General features: G+C 52.3%; 11 protein-coding genes. 7 read left to right on the plus strand and 4 right to left on the minus strand.

Translation table 11 applies throughout. From position 1 onward, the window contains the following. Positions 1-227: 227 nt before the first annotated feature. The gene (locus H6F91_RS10690; RefSeq protein ID WP_190775162.1) at positions 228-1517 is read left to right on the plus strand and encodes an FGGY-family carbohydrate kinase; all 1290 of its coding nucleotides are present in this window, start codon (positions 228-230) and stop codon (positions 1515-1517) included. A 456-nt stretch (positions 1518-1973) separates the two neighbouring features. After that, positions 1974-3983 carry a serine/threonine-protein kinase gene (locus tag H6F91_RS10695; protein WP_190775161.1) on the plus strand — a complete coding sequence of 670 codons (2010 nt, stop codon included), beginning with the start codon at positions 1974-1976 and terminating at the stop codon, positions 3981-3983. A gap of 115 nt (positions 3984-4098) precedes the next feature. Here H6F91_RS10695 and H6F91_RS10700 read toward each other — a convergent pair whose 3' ends face one another. The 4 genes from H6F91_RS10700 to H6F91_RS10715 all read right to left on the minus strand — a co-directional run bounded on the left by H6F91_RS10700 (position 4099) and on the right by H6F91_RS10715 (position 8491). Beyond that, a complete protein-coding gene (locus tag H6F91_RS10700) occupies positions 4099-4428 on the minus strand; it encodes a hypothetical protein (RefSeq protein ID WP_190775160.1) in 330 nt (109 codons plus the stop codon). Further along, positions 4425-5429, minus strand: coding sequence for a UDP-glucose 4-epimerase GalE (gene galE, locus H6F91_RS10705; RefSeq protein WP_190789315.1), 1005 nt, complete (start codon positions 5427-5429; stop codon positions 4425-4427). The genes H6F91_RS10700 and galE overlap by 4 nt, the downstream gene beginning before the upstream one ends. Before the next feature lie 372 nt (positions 5430-5801). Continuing rightward, the gene (hflX, locus tag H6F91_RS10710) at positions 5802-7490 is read right to left on the minus strand and encodes a GTPase HflX (protein ID WP_199307743.1); all 1689 of its coding nucleotides are present in this window, start codon (positions 7488-7490) and stop codon (positions 5802-5804) included. 143 nt (positions 7491-7633) lie between these two features. Continuing rightward, positions 7634-8491 carry a shikimate dehydrogenase gene (locus tag H6F91_RS10715; protein WP_190775158.1) on the minus strand — a complete coding sequence of 286 codons (858 nt, stop codon included), beginning with the start codon at positions 8489-8491 and terminating at the stop codon, positions 7634-7636. A 529-nt stretch (positions 8492-9020) separates the two neighbouring features. On the opposite strand from H6F91_RS10715, the gene H6F91_RS10720 reads away from it, so the two are divergent. The 5 genes from H6F91_RS10720 (at position 9021) to H6F91_RS10740 (ending at position 16436) form a co-directional block, all read left to right on the plus strand. Further along, positions 9021-9800, plus strand: coding sequence for an aldolase/citrate lyase family protein (locus H6F91_RS10720; RefSeq protein ID WP_190775157.1), 780 nt, complete (start codon positions 9021-9023; stop codon positions 9798-9800). Between the two features lie 62 nt (positions 9801-9862). Further along, the gene (locus H6F91_RS10725; protein WP_190775156.1) at positions 9863-10651 is read left to right on the plus strand and encodes an HAD-IIA family hydrolase; all 789 of its coding nucleotides are present in this window, start codon (positions 9863-9865) and stop codon (positions 10649-10651) included. Between the two features lie 134 nt (positions 10652-10785). After that, positions 10786-11805, plus strand: a complete 1020-nt coding sequence (locus H6F91_RS10730) for an AEC family transporter (protein ID WP_190775155.1) — start codon at positions 10786-10788, stop codon at positions 11803-11805. A 99-nt stretch (positions 11806-11904) separates the two neighbouring features. After that, positions 11905-13347 (plus strand): ABC transporter substrate-binding protein, encoded by a 1443-nt coding sequence (locus H6F91_RS10735; RefSeq protein ID WP_190775154.1) that lies wholly within the window; start codon positions 11905-11907, stop codon positions 13345-13347. Then, entirely contained in the window at positions 13344-16436 is a 3093-nt protein-coding gene (locus H6F91_RS10740) for an ATP-binding protein (protein ID WP_190775153.1), read from the plus strand. The genes H6F91_RS10735 and H6F91_RS10740 overlap by 4 nt, the downstream gene beginning before the upstream one ends. Positions 16437-16442: the final 6 nt, after the last annotated feature.

A 16442-nucleotide genomic window follows, 5' to 3' on the forward strand; every position in this document is an offset into this window, starting at 1 on the left:
AATTTTAAGGATTACATCATGCAGAGGTATTCGCCTTTTGGCAGAACGGTTTGTCCACTCTCAGAGAGGTTCTGTGGCGATTCTTAACTCTAGCCAATCGGATGAGGTACGAGAAATGGAAGAAGTTCCACATTCATTTCTCGTACCTCACCCAATTGGGAAATAGTGTATTTAAAAGGACTTGCGTAAGTTCTGGTTAAGTAATTTTTGTAATTATCTCAAGGCCAATGCCAGAACCCTACTGGTTGGGAATCGACTTTGGAACGTCTGGAGCACGGGCTGTCGCCATCAACGCGCAACAGCACATTGTTGCCCAGCACCAGCAATCCTTTACGGTGCAACAGCCAGCAATTTGGCAATCCGCTTTGGATGGCCTGATTCTGGCCCTGCCTTCTGACATCCGGCAGGGATTACAGGCGATCGCCCTTAACGGCACCTCCAGCACTGTCCTGTTGTGTGACTCTGAGGGCGCTCCCCTGACCGAGCCATTGCTTTATAACGACGATCGCGGTCGCGATCAGGTGGCGCGATTACGGGCGATCGCGCCACCTGAACATACCGTTCTCAGTGCTACCTCCAGCCTTGCCAAACTATTTTGGTGGGAGCAGCACTGGCTCCCCCAAGCTACCCCTACGCATCCCCTTTACTTTCTCCATCAGGCCGACTGGCTAGCCTTTCTCCTGCACGGCACTTTGGGAATTAGCGACTATCACAACGCCCTCAAGCTGGGTTACGACGTGGGTGAGTTGTGTTACCCAGACTGGTTCACAGCGCTTCCGCTTCCGTTCCAGGTGCCGGAAGTTGTTGCACCGGGGACGGCGATCGCCCCTATAACTCCTGCCGTTGCGGCCCGTCTTGGTATCCCCTCAACCTGTCAGGTATGCGCGGGTACAACAGACAGCATTGCTGCGTTTCTTGCGAGCGGAGCTCATATCCCGGGTGATGCTGTAACCTCTCTGGGCTCTACGCTCGTGTTAAAACTGCTCAGCACCACCCGCATTGATGAGTCAGCCTCAGGCATTTATAGCCATCGTTTGGGAGATCTATGGCTAGTAGGCGGTGCCTCCAACACGGGAGGCGCAGTGCTGAGACAATTTTTTAGCGATGTTGAACTACAAACCTACAGCCAGCACATCAATTTGGATGTTCCAACTTCACTCACCTACTATCCCCTCCTCAAAGCTGGAGAGCGCTTCCCGATCAACGATCCTGACCTACCACCTCAGCTAGAACCCCGTCCCACCGATCCCGTGCAATTTCTACACGGCCTACTGGCTGGAATCAGTCGTATCGAAGCTTTGGGCTATGAGCGCTTGGCGGCTCTCGGTGCAACCCCCACCCGCCGCGTTTACACCGCTGGGGGTGGTGCCCAGAATGCTGTGTGGGTCAAGATGCGATCGCGCCAACTCGGCGTTCCCGTCCTCGCCTCAACTCAGCGAGAAGCGGCGTTTGGCTCAGCTCTCCTGGCGATGGACACGGCACCGGGGCCGTTCGCGCAAGAGTCGGAGCAACGGTAGAGGCCGGAGGGTACTGCTTAGAACTCAGGCCTAAGCTAAAAAATGTACGGGTACATCCCACTTTTGCAGATTGAAAACCCAGTTTTGTTAATGTGGCAGGCCTCGCTCGCCACATTAACAAAACTGGGATGCACCCAAATGTACCTTCTAGCCTCCCCTGTCACCCCCACTTTCCTGCCTTCAGGAAAACCGTCGGATTGCTAACACTACAGCGGGAACCTAAGGTAACATGAGTGGTCTAACCCCTGTTTGGTGTCCTATTTATTGACAGGTTGCGTCAACCTTAAAACGGCTTACTCAACACGCCCAAACGGGATTTTGCCAATTTGTGTAATGTCGGCACTGGAGGCTGCATCTTCCCCGCGCCACTCCATTTTTGTCGGATCACCGATCCGGGCGTTGCGATCGCCCACTCAAAGGGGAAAATAGGAAAAACAGCCCGAGTGCGCTACCACCATGATCTGTTGTCTTAACCCAAAGTGTAAGAAGCCACAGAACCCTGACGGAGCGACGGTCTGTGAGAACTGTGCCTCACCTCTGACACCATTGCTGCGGGGGCGGTACCGTCCTGTACAGCCGATCGGACAGGGGGGCTTTGGCCGTACTTACCTGGCGCTCGATGAAGACCGCCTGGGAACTCAGTGCGTGGTTAAGCAGTTTTCGCCTCAGGTGCAGGGCACCAAATCTTTAGAAAAGGCCGTTCGCTTGTTCAACCAGGAAGCGGTTCGTCTGGATGAACTGGGGGAGCATCCTCAGATTCCCCGGTTGTTGGCCTATTTCGAGCAGGACAACTACCTCTACCTGGTGCAGCAGTTTATTGAAGGGCAGAGCCTGCTTCAGGAGATGCGCCAGAATGGTGCTTTCAACGAGCGCCAAATCCGCGATGTTCTGGCCGATTTGCTACCCGTGCTACGGTTTATTCACGGGCACCAGGTGATCCACCGAGACATTACCCCTTCCAACATCCTTCGACGTAAGTCAGATGACCGTCTGGTATTGATTGACTTTGGTGTTGCTAAGCAGATTGGCGAAAGTTCTCCGGCAGAGACGGGCACTCGGATTGGGACGGAAGGTTATGCTCCCATTGAGCAGTTTCGCGGTGGGCGGGCATATCCTGCTAGCGACCTTTACAGCCTGGGGGCGACCTGCCTGCATTTGATGACTGAAAACCGTCCAGACAATCTGTACGACCCCTTGGAGGGTCGCTGGATCTGGCGCGAGTATTTGATGGATCGGGGCACGACGGTCAGTGACCAGTTTGCCCACATTATGGATTCGATGCTGAAAGATCTGGTCAGCGAACGTTACCAGTCATCCGATGAAGTAATGCGGGACCTGAACGCCGATTATTTCATTCCCTCCGCTCCCGGAGCTCCATCCGGCATTCCCAAATTTCGACCACCCGATTTGTCTCGGACTCGTACCCAGCAAACGCAGCGTCCCGCTCCTCGGATGGCACCCCCACCTCCCGCGATGCGATCGCCCTCGGCACCTCCGGCCGCTCGTCCCTCCCGCTCCCCCGCGTCAGCACCGCCGACCTCCCGGCCTCCAAATATGTGGGCTACGGTGGTACAGGCGTCTGGATGGCGCTGCCTGCATACCCTGGTCGATCACTCCTCCTGGGTGACCAGTGTAGCCATGGCAGGCTCAGCGTCGCTGGTAGCCTCCAGTAGCCTGGATGATAGTGTAAAGGTCTGGAACCCCCTGAAAGGGGAGCTAATTTTTAATCTGACGGGGCATACCCGAGATGTGAATACGGTTGCGATCAGCCCCGACGGTAAAACTCTGGTGAGTGGCAGTGATGATTGCACCGTTAAAGTGTGGTATTTGCCGACGGGGGCGTTACAACGCACCTGCACCGGTCATGCCCGTGATGTCAATGCTGTCGCCATTAGCCCGGATGGCAAGCTGCTGATTAGTGGCGGTGAGGATCGCACGATTCGGCTCTGGCAGTTGGCCAATGGAGCACCCCTGCGGATTCTGCCGGGGGTGTTAAGCATGATCAAGACTATTGCCACCAGCCCTGACGGTCGCTCGTTTGCCAGCGGAGGGTTAGACAACAAAGTCCGGCTCTGGAGTTTGCAAACCGTTGAGCAGCAGCGATTGCTGTCGGGTCATATTCAGGCGATTAATGCCTTGGCCTATAGCCCTGATGCTCAGTTTCTGGCCAGTGCTAGCCGCGATAAGACGGTGAAACTGTGGAATCTCAGCACCGGGAGTCTGGTACAAAATTTTGCAGACCACACCCGCGATGTGAATGCGCTTGCGTTTGCCCCTGATGGTAAGACGCTCTACAGTGGCAGTAGTGACAGCACTATCAAGATTTGGGATGTGAATACCGGCAAGGTAATCGACACCCTCATGGGACACACAGATAGTGTGAATGCGATCGCCCTCAGCAATGACGGTAAAGTTCTGGTAAGTGGTGGCTCTGACAATACAGTTCGGGTCTGGACTCAAGGCTAGAGCCTGCTTTAGAAGTTATTTTTGGTGTGTTTTACACATGCAAAATAACCCTTCCGGGCAGTAAAAGCTTCATGAAGAAGTAGCGCGCCGCGCTACTTCTTCATGGGATTGGATATTAAAGGGCTGTGGACGCTGAGAGTAGTGACTCGGCAATTCCACCGGAGCTGCATAGCAGGTCAATGGCCTGGTCTGCTGTGATCAAACGCTTCAGTACTACCTGTCCAATGGCGGCTGGAGCCTCAACGGTGTTGGGCTGAGGTTTCACTTCGACCATGATGACGGCCTCCTCCACCCGGTATAACCAGAGCTTCTCGCCCTTTTCCTCCATGGCAATGGCAAGTCGGGTAATGTCTGGCTTACGTCGCCAGGCCACCTCATTCCAGAGGCCCCCAAACTCCCACACACGGCCTATTGTCCAACCATCAGACAGAAAAAAATACTTCATGCGTCTCCGTGTCGCTTCTGGTGCCAGTTCCAGGCATGAGTCAGGATAGAGGGAAGATCGGCGTAACGAGGTTGCCAGCCCAGCACCGAGCGTGCTTTCTCACTGCTACCTACGAGGGCCGGGGGATCTCCAGGGCGGCGATCGCACATCTCGACCGCAATCTCTCGACCGCTAATCTGCTTGGCCGCGTCAATCACTTCCAGTACCGAGAATCCATTGCCATTACCCAGATTAAACACTGTACTGTCCCCTCCATTAAGCAAATAATTCAGCCCCAGTACATGGGCATCCGCCAAATCTGAGACATGAATGTAATCGCGAATACAGGTGCCATCGGGGGTGGCGTAATCGGAACCAAATACCTTGATAGAATCACGCGTTCCCAAGGCCGTTTGTAGAACGAGCGGAATCAGGTGAGTCTCAGGGTTGTGGTCCTCACCCAAGCGACCGTTGGGGTCAGCTCCCGCTGCATTGAAGTAGCGGAAGATGACAGACTTCATGCCATACGCCACTCCAAAGTCTGCCAAAATTTTCTCAACCATCAGCTTGCTCATGCCGTAAGGGTTGATGGGGGCCTGAGGGTGATCTTCGGGAATCGGTACGGCGGTCGGTATCCCATAGCTGGCACAGGTAGACGAGAAGACAAAGTTTTGAATGCCTGCTGCTTCCATCGCCTCCAGCAGCACCAGGGTACCTACAACGTTGTTGCGGTAGTACTTGGCTGGGTCGGTAACCGATTCGCCCACATAGGCATAGGCTGCGAAGTGCATCACAGCGGCAATGTCACGGCTGGCAAAGAGTTGCTCCAGGAGGGCGCGATCGCTTGTGTCCCCCACAACCAGTTCCACCTTCAAAACGTCCTCTACCAACTCCCGATGGCCGTACACCAGGTTATCGAGCACCACGACCTCGTAACCTGCTTCCTGCAAGGCCAATACGGCATGGGAGCCGATATAGCCTGCGCCCCCGGTAACGAGAATGGTCGGTTTGCTTTGTGCCATGGAAAAAATCCTCGATGATTAAGCTGGGGAAGTTTGAAGGCATCACTTTGAATTTTTATTCAAGAAGCAATTTTTCCCTCATCCCTATGTTTAGCGGTTAGCCGCTTCAGATCCATCAACACGGGATAGATTTTGCTGAAATCTTCGGGTTTGTAAAGTTTCGATTTCGCGATCCACGATCTGTGCGATAGAAGTGAGGGGGCTAGGTACTAGAATTCCCACCCCTGTTCTGGAAACAGCACGTCATTGAATCTCCTGCATGGATCGGTTTTTAAGGGCGTGAATTGTTGCGTGGCGAAGCCGCGCAACAATTCACGCCAGAAGTTTATTCGAGAGGTGGTTTTAGGGTTATCTAAAGCCCCAAATCAGCCGTTACACCTGGACGTAATGGATTAACTGGGCCAGCCGTTGGCGCAGAGTCTCCAGTCCCAGGCGATCGCCCGCTGAGATAAACACCGCATGGGGGAACTCCTCCTGGGCGATCGCCAACGTCTCACTATCCACCTGATCGATCTTATTAAAGGCCAGTAGAGCAGGCCCCGGCGTGATGGGCATCTCCGAGAGAATCTGCATGACAGAGCGAATTTGGCTCTGCCAGGCTGGATGCGACAGATCCACCACATGCAGCAGGCCATCTGCCTCGGTTACCTCTTCCAGGGTGGCGCGGAAAGCATCCATCAACGACGCAGGGAGTTCGTGAATGAACCCTACCGTGTCAGTGACGACGATCGCCATCGACTCATGGGTGTCTGCTTCGGTGATGACCAATCGACGGCTGGTTGGATCCAGGGTGGCAAAGAGCTGGTCAGCCGTGTAAACCTCAGCATTGGTGAGGGCATTCAGAAGCGTGGATTTCCCTGCGTTGGTATACCCCACGAGAGCCACGGAGGGTACTTCTCGATGTTGTCGGCGTTGCCGCAACCGCGAGCGGTGGGCTTGCAGGTGATTGACTTCCTGCTGCAACCGGGCAATCCGCTTTTGGATGGCTCGCCGTTCGGTTTCCAGTTTTGTTTCTCCTGGGCCTCGGGTACCAATACCGCCCCCCAGTCGAGACATGGCCCGTCCTCGTCCTGTCAAACGTGGCATCATATATTCCAGCTGGGCCAGCTCCACCTGAAGCTTCCCGGCTCCCGTCTGGGCCCGCTGAGCAAAAATATCTAAAATGACCTCGGTGCGATCGACTACACGCACACCAATCCGGGACTCCAGGTTGCGCACCTGAGCTGGGGAGAGGTCTCGATCAAAGACAACCAGAGTTGCCCCCAGGGTTTGGGCTGTCAGAGCGATTTCTTCGACCTTTCCTTCACCGACGACAGTTTGGGGGTGGGGGTGCGATCGCTTCTGGTGCAAGGTTTGTAACACCTCGCCCCCGGCGGTTTCCACCAGTCGACCCAGTTCCATTAATGTGTTGTGAAATTCAGTAGAGGATTGGCGATCGCCGATCAACCCCACCAGCACCACGCGATCCTGGCTGGGATGAATTTGGCGGGCTACATACTGCCGCCGAAATTCCTCCTCTAACCCTTCCACCAGGTCGAGAAAATCTTCCTGGGCCAGATCCTCCAAGTTGAACGGAGGGAGCACCGTCCAGGTGGCCTCAGGGTGCGGCACCAGGTGAGCCAGATAAACCGATTGTACGTACCCCGTCGCACCGCCCCCCCGTCGCTCAAAACCTTCCTTTGAAACGACGAGAGAGACTAAGGCATCCAGCCGTTGTAGGGCCATGGCGGTCAGAGTTCCACTGCTGGGAGCCTCTGTATCCATCTGGGTGGCAATACAGCGAATGCCAGAAAGTCGCTCGGCCCCGTAGCGTGGCAATTCTAGAGGGGGAATCTGAGTTTGGCGTAAGGTTCCAACTCCCACCCGAATTACCTGCCCACGTCGATTGATGTAGACGCAGAGGGGTTGCTCAATGTCGCTACTGATGGCCGCTATCCGTTGGGCAAACTCTGCCGTTGTGAAGCGATCGCCCGGTAAGCGCTGATGGTAAAGCTTCTGAATTTGCTTGATTTGGCTGGGCTTGAGCCCTTGGGGATTGCCGTGAATCGTTTCGATTGTCAAACTCGGTTGACCTGCTACCCTCGAAAACAGCTGATCGCATTCTACCAATGCAAATTAGAGATGTGCTGACGAGCAGCCAACGAAATGTGAAGCTAAACACTCTTGAAGTGGACAGGCTAACCTGCCCACTTCAAGAATTAATGCTATGCCAGGGCACTCAACAAAGCATGCCGCATGACATCCACAGGGGCAGCTTGCCCAAGCCACAGTTCGAGGGCGGCGGCTCCCTGATTAACCAGCATTTCAGTCCCATCAATGGTGGTTAGCCCATGGGCAGCAGCATCCTGCAAGAAGCGAGTGGGGCGGGGAATATAAATTAGGTCATAGGCGATCGCCCCCCCTGGCATCAGCTCCCAGTCTTGCAAAGACAGGGGGGATGCTGTTGCATCGGTGTGCATGCCAATGGGAGTGGTATTCACGATCAACCGCGCTTGAGGTAGCAGTTTTGACATATCCTCCCAGGGGTGAACCTCCAGACCCTTAGCCAGGGGCGAGTCAGCCCAACTTGCCTGAAACTGTTCGAGTTTCTGAGGATCGCGTCCTACCACCTGGATGGTTCCCACACCCAATTGAGTGCATCCGGCGACGACAGCCCGCGCTGCACCCCCATTTCCCAGTACCAGCGCTGTGCTCCCAGCCAGGGTTGATGCTTGCGATCGCAAAGGCGCTAAAAATCCTTCTACATCGGTGTTGGTTCCCATCCATCCCTGGTCGGTGCGATAGACCGTGTTGACGGCACCGACGGCCCGCGCCAGGTCAGAGACATCCATCAGGTATGGGAGAATCGCCTGCTTGTGGGGAATGGTAACGTTAAAGCCCTCAAGCCCGATTGCCTTAAAACCGGCGATCGCTGCCTCCAGCGCATCAGGATGCACAGGCAGGGGGAGGTAGACGTAGTTGACATTTAAGTGAGCGATCGCCGCATTGTGCATCGTAGGTGACAAGGAGTGTTTGACCGGATAGCCAATAACACCTAAAAGACCAGTTTTACCGTCGATCATAAAAGCTTTAAGCTGCCATTAAGTTTGACTAAAACGTCCTCAAAAATGCTCGGAACTTGTGAGTTTATTTGAAACCCTGTGCCAGCATTTTCTCAAAAAAACACCCTAAACGATCACTTTATTGATTTACCTAACGTCCCTGTAAAGAATTTTCTGGAAAAATGGCTATGAAGTGTTTGAAAAATTGATTTTTGATGAGTCTTACTTTTAAAAAGTCAACTTTTCCAACAATTTCTTAAAGACCTATAACTCATTCAAGGGTTTGACAGATAGCCAGAGTTCGTAATTAAATTTGAGTAAATAGTAATCTCTTTGAGAGTGTATTAAACGTGACAAACACACAAGAGATTTTATTCAGATAATTCGTTCCTTTATAACTCAAGACATTTCATTTTCATCAAACCTTCAAAGATACCTTCAAGAATGAATATTTGAGTTTGGAGTTTCCTTGGGGTTTGGTATTCCATGATGGCGTGGTTACTTCTTCTGAAAATTGTCGTAACTGCCCTTAGAGGGCAAAGTTCAATTTATGAATAAGTTAGAAAGGCAAATTGTTAGTAGTTTGCAAGAATTAAAAGAGTACTTTGGGGTTTTCGAAATCAAAGCTGAATTTGAAGCAGAAGGAACTCGATTAGAGGAATTGCTACGCCTTCGGGATGTAACTGCTACAGCAGGTTTGCCCATTATCCTTAAAATTGGTGGAGTGGAGGCTATTACCGATATTCATCATGGGCTGACTGTTGGGGTGAAAGGCATTGTGGCACCCATGGTTGAGAGTAGCTATGCCCTTTCTAAATTCCTTGGAGTCATTGAGAGTTTTGTTCCTCCTGATGTGTTGGAGGATATGGAGTTCGCGTTCAATCTGGAAACGATTACAGCCTACCAAAATCTTGATGAATTTCTAAGTTTGCCTAATCTTCACCTGCTTTCTGGAGTGACTTTTGGACGGGTTGATTTCACGGGTTCTATGGGCTATTCCCGTGCCTATGCCGATGGGGATGAAATTTTAGAAGTTTGCCAGAAAACATTCCGGGCAATTAAGAAGCAAGGATTGAAAACAGCTTTAGGTGGTGCAATATCGACTCAAAGCCGTTCTTTTATTAAAGCTTTGCACCAGGAAAATTTAATTGACAAATTTGAAACCCGAAAAGTCGTTTTTAAACCTGAAGCTATCGAGAATGCTGAAGTAGCCATTCAGAAAGCTGTAGCGTTTGAGTTGCTCTGGCTTAAAAATAAAGCAAATTACTACAACATCATGGCTCAGGAAGATTTATTTAGAATTCAAATGCTAGAAAAGCGTTTGATGTAATACCCGCTAATGATTAGCTCCTGTTCTTCGAGTCGAACAACTGTCTACATATTGTCTGTCTTATGGATTTTCGTTCTTTACCCTGCCTGGTTTTAGATTTGGATGGGGTGGTGTATAGGGGCGAGGATGTGATCGCCGGAGCTCCTGAAGCGATCGCCCACTTTCGAAGGGCTGGTAAAAAGATAGCTTTCTTAACAAATAATTCGGCTTCTGCGGCCTCAAAGGTTGTCGAAAAATTATGTAGATTGGGAGTTTCCTGTCACGAAAGTGATTTAATTACCGCAGGTCAGGCGGCTGCAATTTTTATCCGAGAACACCATCTTGATTCGGGTAAAGGGGTGTTTGTTGTGGGGACGGATGCTCTACGGCAAGAACTGCTCAATCAAGGTTTGGCTTGTTCTCAACCAGATACCTGCGGGGCACTATTAGTAGGACTGGATCCCAACTTTCACTACTCGGTTATCGCCCAAGCACTCATTGCTCTCAAGCGCTCCATTCCCTTCATCATTTGCAATCGAGATGCGTCTTATCCAGGGCGTAATGGAGTGCCAATGCCAGGGTGCGGAGCCATGGTTGGGGCGATCGAGGCTAGCTCTGAGCGAACGGCAGATTTTGAGGTCGGCAAGCCTAACACCATCATGTTTGAGCTGATCGCCCAGCGGTTACAGGTCAAGCCTGAGGACTGTTTGGTGGTGGGCGATAGTCTTAGCTCTGATGTTTTGATGGCCAATCGTGCCCGGGTTGCCAGTGTTTGGATTTCTGATCTTAGCCGAGCCGCAGTGCACGCTGCGATCGCCACCCCTGATGCCTGTGTTCAGAGTCTTCAGGAGTTAGAACCGCTAGTCCTGTAATTCTCCTCAACTCATAGGTCTTCACTTCACTGCTCGGTTCCAACAGTCGCTTGCTGTATGCAACCTCTGAAGTCGCTCCTTCAAGATCCGACCTCCAGTTCAACCATTCGTAACCTCGCCCTGTAACCCCGTCTATGCCAGACCTTGTTCAGACCCTGAGTAAACTTTATGCCCCTCTGATTGGCTGGATTCTGGTGGGCTGGGTTTTGGGTCGACTTTTGCCAAAGCGGGTGCCGGTACGGTTGGGGCAGCTCCTACTGCGGGTGGGGATTCCCATCAGTGTGATTTCATTCTTGTACCGCACAGATTTGAGCGGTTTGATCCTGGTAGGGCCTGCAACGGCATGGGTTGCCATGCTCTCGGGGGCAATGTTCGCCTGGCTCTGGATTGAACTGGGGCTGGGGGACGAGCGATTGAAATCCCTGGCGATAGGTTTGGGGGGCGAGCAGACGACTGATCAGCCTTTGGTTAGCCAATGGTCCTCTCCCGTTCAGGGGAGTTTTTTCCTGGCCATGATGATTGGCAACACGGGCTATATGGGCTTCCCGGTGGTGCTAAATCTAGTGGGCGAAAAGTATTTTGCCTGGGCACTGTTCTATGACCTGTTGGGCTCATTTTTTGGGACGTACGTGTTGGGAGTGGCGATCGCGGCCAAATATGGAACGGCTCATCGATTGAAAAAAGTAGAACTGTTACAAAAAGTTTTGAAGAATCCGGCTTTGTGGGGGATGGGAGCCGGCTTACTTTTACGGTTGCTGGCGGAATGGAAGCTGCTGATATTGCCTCACATGGTTCAGGATGGGCTTCGAGGCATGGCCTGGACCTCGGTGAACCTGGCTCTCGTGCTGATTGGCATGCAAATCAGCCAGCTTAAATCTCTCAACAAGATTAAACAGGCGGTTCCCTGTTTAGGAATTAAGATGATCCTCATTCCGCTGGTTGTCGGTACTGGACTGATGTTTTTTGGTATCAACTTTGACCAGCGGCTGGCCCTGGTGCTTCAAATGGGAATGCCCCCTGCGTTCGCAACTGTTGTCTTTGCAGAAAACTACGGCCTCGATCGAGAACTGGCTGTGACGAATGTCGTGTGCGGCTTTTTTGTTTTACTGCTGCTTCTACCCCTGTGGATATGGCTATTCGGCTCGGTGACCTAGGAGATATCTCTGCGCTAGCCAGAGCCCTTGGGCAGCGCTCTACCAGACACGGCGGCGTAGGCTCTGAAATCGCTTCTCATTTTTGTGCAGGTACTCGTTATGCAATGGTTGAAGTGGGTTAAACGGCAGCATGTCAGGTTTCTCGCATTACTATGCCTTTCGCTGGGGCTGGTGACCTGCTCGGCTTCGACCTCCCTGGAACCGATCGCCTATTCCGTCAATGCGGATAAGGCTGCTGTCGAAGACACGGCTACTGACATCCGTATCGTTTGGACGCAGGGCTTCTTACCCGAAGAGAATGCGGCTGTTGTTTCCCTGGTGGCCGATTGGGAAAAGGAGTCGGGGCTGAAAGCCGATCTCACTCTCTTTTCCCAGCGGGACATTATTCAAGAAACGAACAAAGCAGTCGATGCAGGGAACCCGCCTGATGTCCTCTTTATCGTGGCAGGGGACACCGATCTGATTCCTCTGCAAGCTTGGGAAGATCAACTGGCAGATGTCTCGAAAATTATTGAACCCATCAAAGCCAACTACACAGAGGCCGCCCTGGAGGCGAGTTTTTATCCCAACCACGTTACAAACGAGCCCCACTATTACGCCATTCCCCTGGCTCAGCAAGCAACCAATATCCACTATTGGAAGAGCCTCCTTGAGTCGGTGAACCTGCGAGAGGAGAACATTCCCTCAGATTGGAACGGCTTCTGGAACTTCTGGAAGGAAGCGCAGGATCGGATGCGCAAGCAGGGCAAACAGGACATTTTTGCCCTGGCCCTATGCATGTCTGATAAAGGGCAAGATACGAACCAAATCTTTCTTGAATTTCTCAACGCCTACGGGGTTGAGATGGTAGACAAAACTGGAAAGCTTCGCCTGGGTGAACCTGAGCAGAGGGGTAGGGCTGTGCAGGCTCTTACACAGTTTGTTGATTTATACCGCGACAAATATGTGCCTTCTGATGCGAATACCTGGACAGATGCCGGTAATAACATCAATTTTTTGGAGGGGCGATCGGTTTTGACAGCCAACGGGACACTGTCGGTACCCCTGACGCAGAAGCAAAGTGTGAACCAGTACAACAAGGTATCGAACGATCGCTATCTCAACGAGGTTCGCACCCTGGCAAAATGGCCCCGCAATCCGGATGGTAGCCCCCATCGTTCCACCGTGGGGATTAAACAAGTCGTTGCCTTCAAGGAAGCAGCCCATCCTGAAGCGGCTGCAAAGTTTCTAGAGTATCTGACTCGCCCTGAAGTGGTGAATTCCTGGCTCAGCAATCAGAAGGGGCGTTTCTTTCCGGTGATGCCCCAACTTCTGCAAGATCCGTTCTGGGCACAAAATGACCCGCACTTGGCGGCCGGGCTGGCACTGTTGAAGCAAGGTGTGGAACCAGGGTACCAGGTCTACACCCCAGCATTTAGTCAGATGCTCAGTCAAAAGGTTCTTGCGAGCGCGGTTTTGAAGGTGATTAACGGGATGTCAGCCGAGCAAGCCATCGACGATGTGATTGAACAAGCTAAACAGATTTTTGCGGAGTTCCGATGAAATTTTGGAAAGCGAGTCTACTGGTTCAGTTGGTGGGGTACTTCTCGTTGCTGTCGATTGCCACCATGAGTGTCGTGGCGATCGCTACCTATATCCGTGCCCGCGACTCTCTGCAACAGACCGTTGTCGATCGCTTGTTGGTGGCCGCTTCGCTGAAAGAACTCCAGCTCAACGAATGGATCGATAGTCAGCGCAAAGATACTCTGCTGATCAGCCAGCTTCCGGAGGTACGTTCTCGCGTTGCTGTTCTGTTGACAACGCCCCCGACAGATCCGCGATACAAGCAAGCCTACCAACAGCTGGACGACTATTTCAAAAACCTGAGAAGCATTAAACCTAGCCTGCGGAATGTGGTGATCACCTCCAACGGTGGCTTCGTAATTTTTACGACATCCCAGGATCAATCCATTGTGGGGCGCTATCGGCCCCTGGGCGAACCCACTACATATTTCACTCGGGAAAGTGCTGCTCTGACGGTTCCGAACTTCTATTTGAAGTCTGGAGAATCGGCCATTACCTTTGGGACAAACCTGCGGGATTTGAACAATGTTCCTATGGGGGCCATCACCATTGATTTGGATCTGGATGCTATTGACACGCTAATTCGGGAAAATACCGGGTTAGGGCGAACGGCAGAAACCTATCTAGTGGGCAAGTCAGGAACCAATAACGTCTTTATTTCACGCAGTGAGAAACAGGTTGATCAGAACGAGCAGACAGATGCGAGTCAGACACCGTCTCCCAATGCTTCAGCCCAGGATAACGAAACCGTTGACAGCCCCGGGGTGAAGACCATTGTTGACACCAAAAATGCTCAGGGCTTAGCCGGGATTACGCAAAACTATGAAAACACCCCAGTGTTGGGGGTCTATCGCTGGTTAGCAAAGGCGAATCTGGCGATCGTCGTTGAGATTGAGCAGCAGGAAGCCTTCCTCCCGGCCCGTCGATTGGCTCGTGAAATTCTACAAATTGGGCTGAGCTTGTCAGGTTTGCTGCTGGTCGGGGTTTACTTGCTCTCCCGGCGGATTACGCAGCCGGTGTTGGCGATCGCCGATTCTGCCATCAAAATTGCCGATGGTAACCTGGATATTCGTGTTCCCGTGTTGACAGGGGATGAAATTGGGATTCTGTCTCAGGCGTTCAACAAGATGACGGAATACCTGAAGCACTCCAACGAGCAATTGTCTGATGCCAATCGCAACTTGGAAGCCCGCGTCACGGCTGCTACGGCTGATCTGCAAGACACGTTGGCTTATTTAGCCTCGGTCATTAACAACATGGCCGATGGCTTGTTAGTAACCGACGTAGACGGGAAGATTACCGAGTACAACTCAGCCCTGCTCAAAATGTTTGATTTGAAAGCGGCTGATATGCAAATTCAGAACCCAGAGAAGGTTTTGAGCCCAGCGTTAACTCAGCTCATTGCCAAATCTCATAGTCAACACAATCATGTTTTAACGGTGGAAGTGCCTCTTGCAGACGGGCGAGTTGCGAAAGCATCTGCAACGGCGATTTTGAAGGATGCAGCCGACGATGGCGATCCTTCAACCGATGAGGCTGGGGCAGACTATATTGGCACCGTGATTCTGCTGCAGGACATTACAAAGGAAAAAGAAGTCGATCAGATGAAGACCGACTTTATTTCCACGGTGTCCCACGAGTTGCGTACACCGTTGACCTCGGTACTCGGCTTTGCCAAAGTTATCAAGAAAAAGCTTCAGGAGAGTGTCTTACCCCTGGTGCAAACTGATGATAAAAAGGTGCAACGCACAGTACGCCAGGTTAACGAAAATATCGACATCATCGTGTCCGAAGGGGAACGGCTCACCAACCTAATTAACGACCTGCTTGATATCGCCAAAATGGAAGCGGGCCGGGTGGATTGGAACATGCAGCCGATGCAGGTGAATGAGCTGATTGCTCGGGCCGTGACTGCGACATCCTCTTTGTTTGAGCAGAAGCAATTGACCCTGGAGCAGGATCTGGAGCCTGATTTGCCAGTGGTGGAGGGCGATCGCGATCGCCTCCTCCAGGTCGTGATCAACTTGCTCTCCAACGCCGTCAAGTTTACGGATGAGGGTTCCGTTATCTGCCGAACCCGTGCTGATCAGCAGTTCGTGACCGTCAGCATTGTCGATAACGGCATCGGCATTGCGGAGGATGACCACCCCAAGGTCTTCGAGAAGTTCAAGCAGGTGGGCGATACCCTGACGGATAAGCCAAAGGGCACCGGGTTGGGGCTACCCATTTGTAAACAAATTGTGGAACACCACGGGGGCACCATCTGGGTAGAAAGCGAATTGGGCCACGGTAGCACCTTCTCCTTTACCTTGCCGATTTCGGTTTCCGTCGAGGAGCCATCCCATCCGATGGATATGGATGCCTTGCTAAAGCGGGTGACCCAACACGTTGGTATCGTGACCCCTGCTCCCATTTCCCCAGACCAGAAGCATGTTCTGGTGGTGGATGATGACGCCAATATCCGTAGGCTGCTGCGGCAGGAGTTGGAGGCCCAGGGCTATCTGGTGACGGAGGCTACGAATGGAGTGGAGGCGATCGCCCAGATCAAGCAAGTCTCTCCTGATCTGATCATCACAGATGTACTCATGCCGGAACTGAACGGCTTGGACATGGCTAGCCTGATTAAGAGGGATACCAAAACGATGGATATCCCCATCATCATTGTGTCTATTGCGGAGGACCAGGAACAGGGTTTTCGAATTGGGGTGGATCGCTACTTCACCAAGCCAATCGACAGTGAAGCGGTGCTAGATGCAGTCGGTCAGTTAATAACCCGGGCCGCAACTCGCAAAACGGTACTGATCATCGATGACGATGCGGCAACGGTAAAGCGGCTAGCTGACCTGATGCGAACGCGCAGCTTCGATGTCACTGAAACTTACAGTCTGCCCGAATTTACAGAACGAGCTCGGGCGATGAAACCTGACATGGTGTTAGCTAATGCCAGCTATGCCAACCGCCAGGAGGTATTTAAGACCCTGCGTTTTGAGGAAGGCTTGGAGGATGTTTGCTTTTTTCTCCTGGCCGATCAACAGGACGCATCCGTTTCGATTTCTGCTACTGAGTAAAGGATT

The organism is Leptolyngbya sp. FACHB-8 (assembly GCF_014695575.1).
Lineage (GTDB): Bacteria > Cyanobacteriota > Cyanobacteriia > Elainellales > Elainellaceae > Vacuolonema.

Excerpts from the sequence above, each read along its gene's own strand:
- H6F91_RS10695 (WP_190775161.1), top strand. The coding sequence starts at position 1,974 with ATGATCTGTTGTCTTAACCCAAAGTGTAAGAAGCCACAGAACCCTGAC.
- H6F91_RS10735 (WP_190775154.1), top strand. The coding sequence starts at position 11,905 with ATGCAATGGTTGAAGTGGGTTAAACGGCAGCATGTCAGGTTTCTCGCA.
- H6F91_RS10690 (WP_190775162.1), top strand. The coding sequence starts at position 228 with ATGCCAGAACCCTACTGGTTGGGAATCGACTTTGGAACGTCTGGAGCA.
- H6F91_RS10720 (WP_190775157.1), top strand. The coding sequence starts at position 9,021 with ATGAATAAGTTAGAAAGGCAAATTGTTAGTAGTTTGCAAGAATTAAAA.
- H6F91_RS10730 (WP_190775155.1), top strand. The coding sequence starts at position 10,786 with ATGCCAGACCTTGTTCAGACCCTGAGTAAACTTTATGCCCCTCTGATT.
- H6F91_RS10715 (WP_190775158.1), bottom strand. The coding sequence starts at position 8,491 with ATGATCGACGGTAAAACTGGTCTTTTAGGTGTTATTGGCTATCCGGTC.
- H6F91_RS10700 (WP_190775160.1), bottom strand. The coding sequence starts at position 4,428 with ATGAAGTATTTTTTTCTGTCTGATGGTTGGACAATAGGCCGTGTGTGG.
- galE (WP_190789315.1), bottom strand. The coding sequence starts at position 5,429 with ATGGCACAAAGCAAACCGACCATTCTCGTTACCGGGGGCGCAGGCTAT.
- H6F91_RS10725 (WP_190775156.1), top strand. The coding sequence starts at position 9,863 with ATGGATTTTCGTTCTTTACCCTGCCTGGTTTTAGATTTGGATGGGGTG.
- H6F91_RS10740 (WP_190775153.1), top strand. The coding sequence starts at position 13,344 with ATGAAATTTTGGAAAGCGAGTCTACTGGTTCAGTTGGTGGGGTACTTC.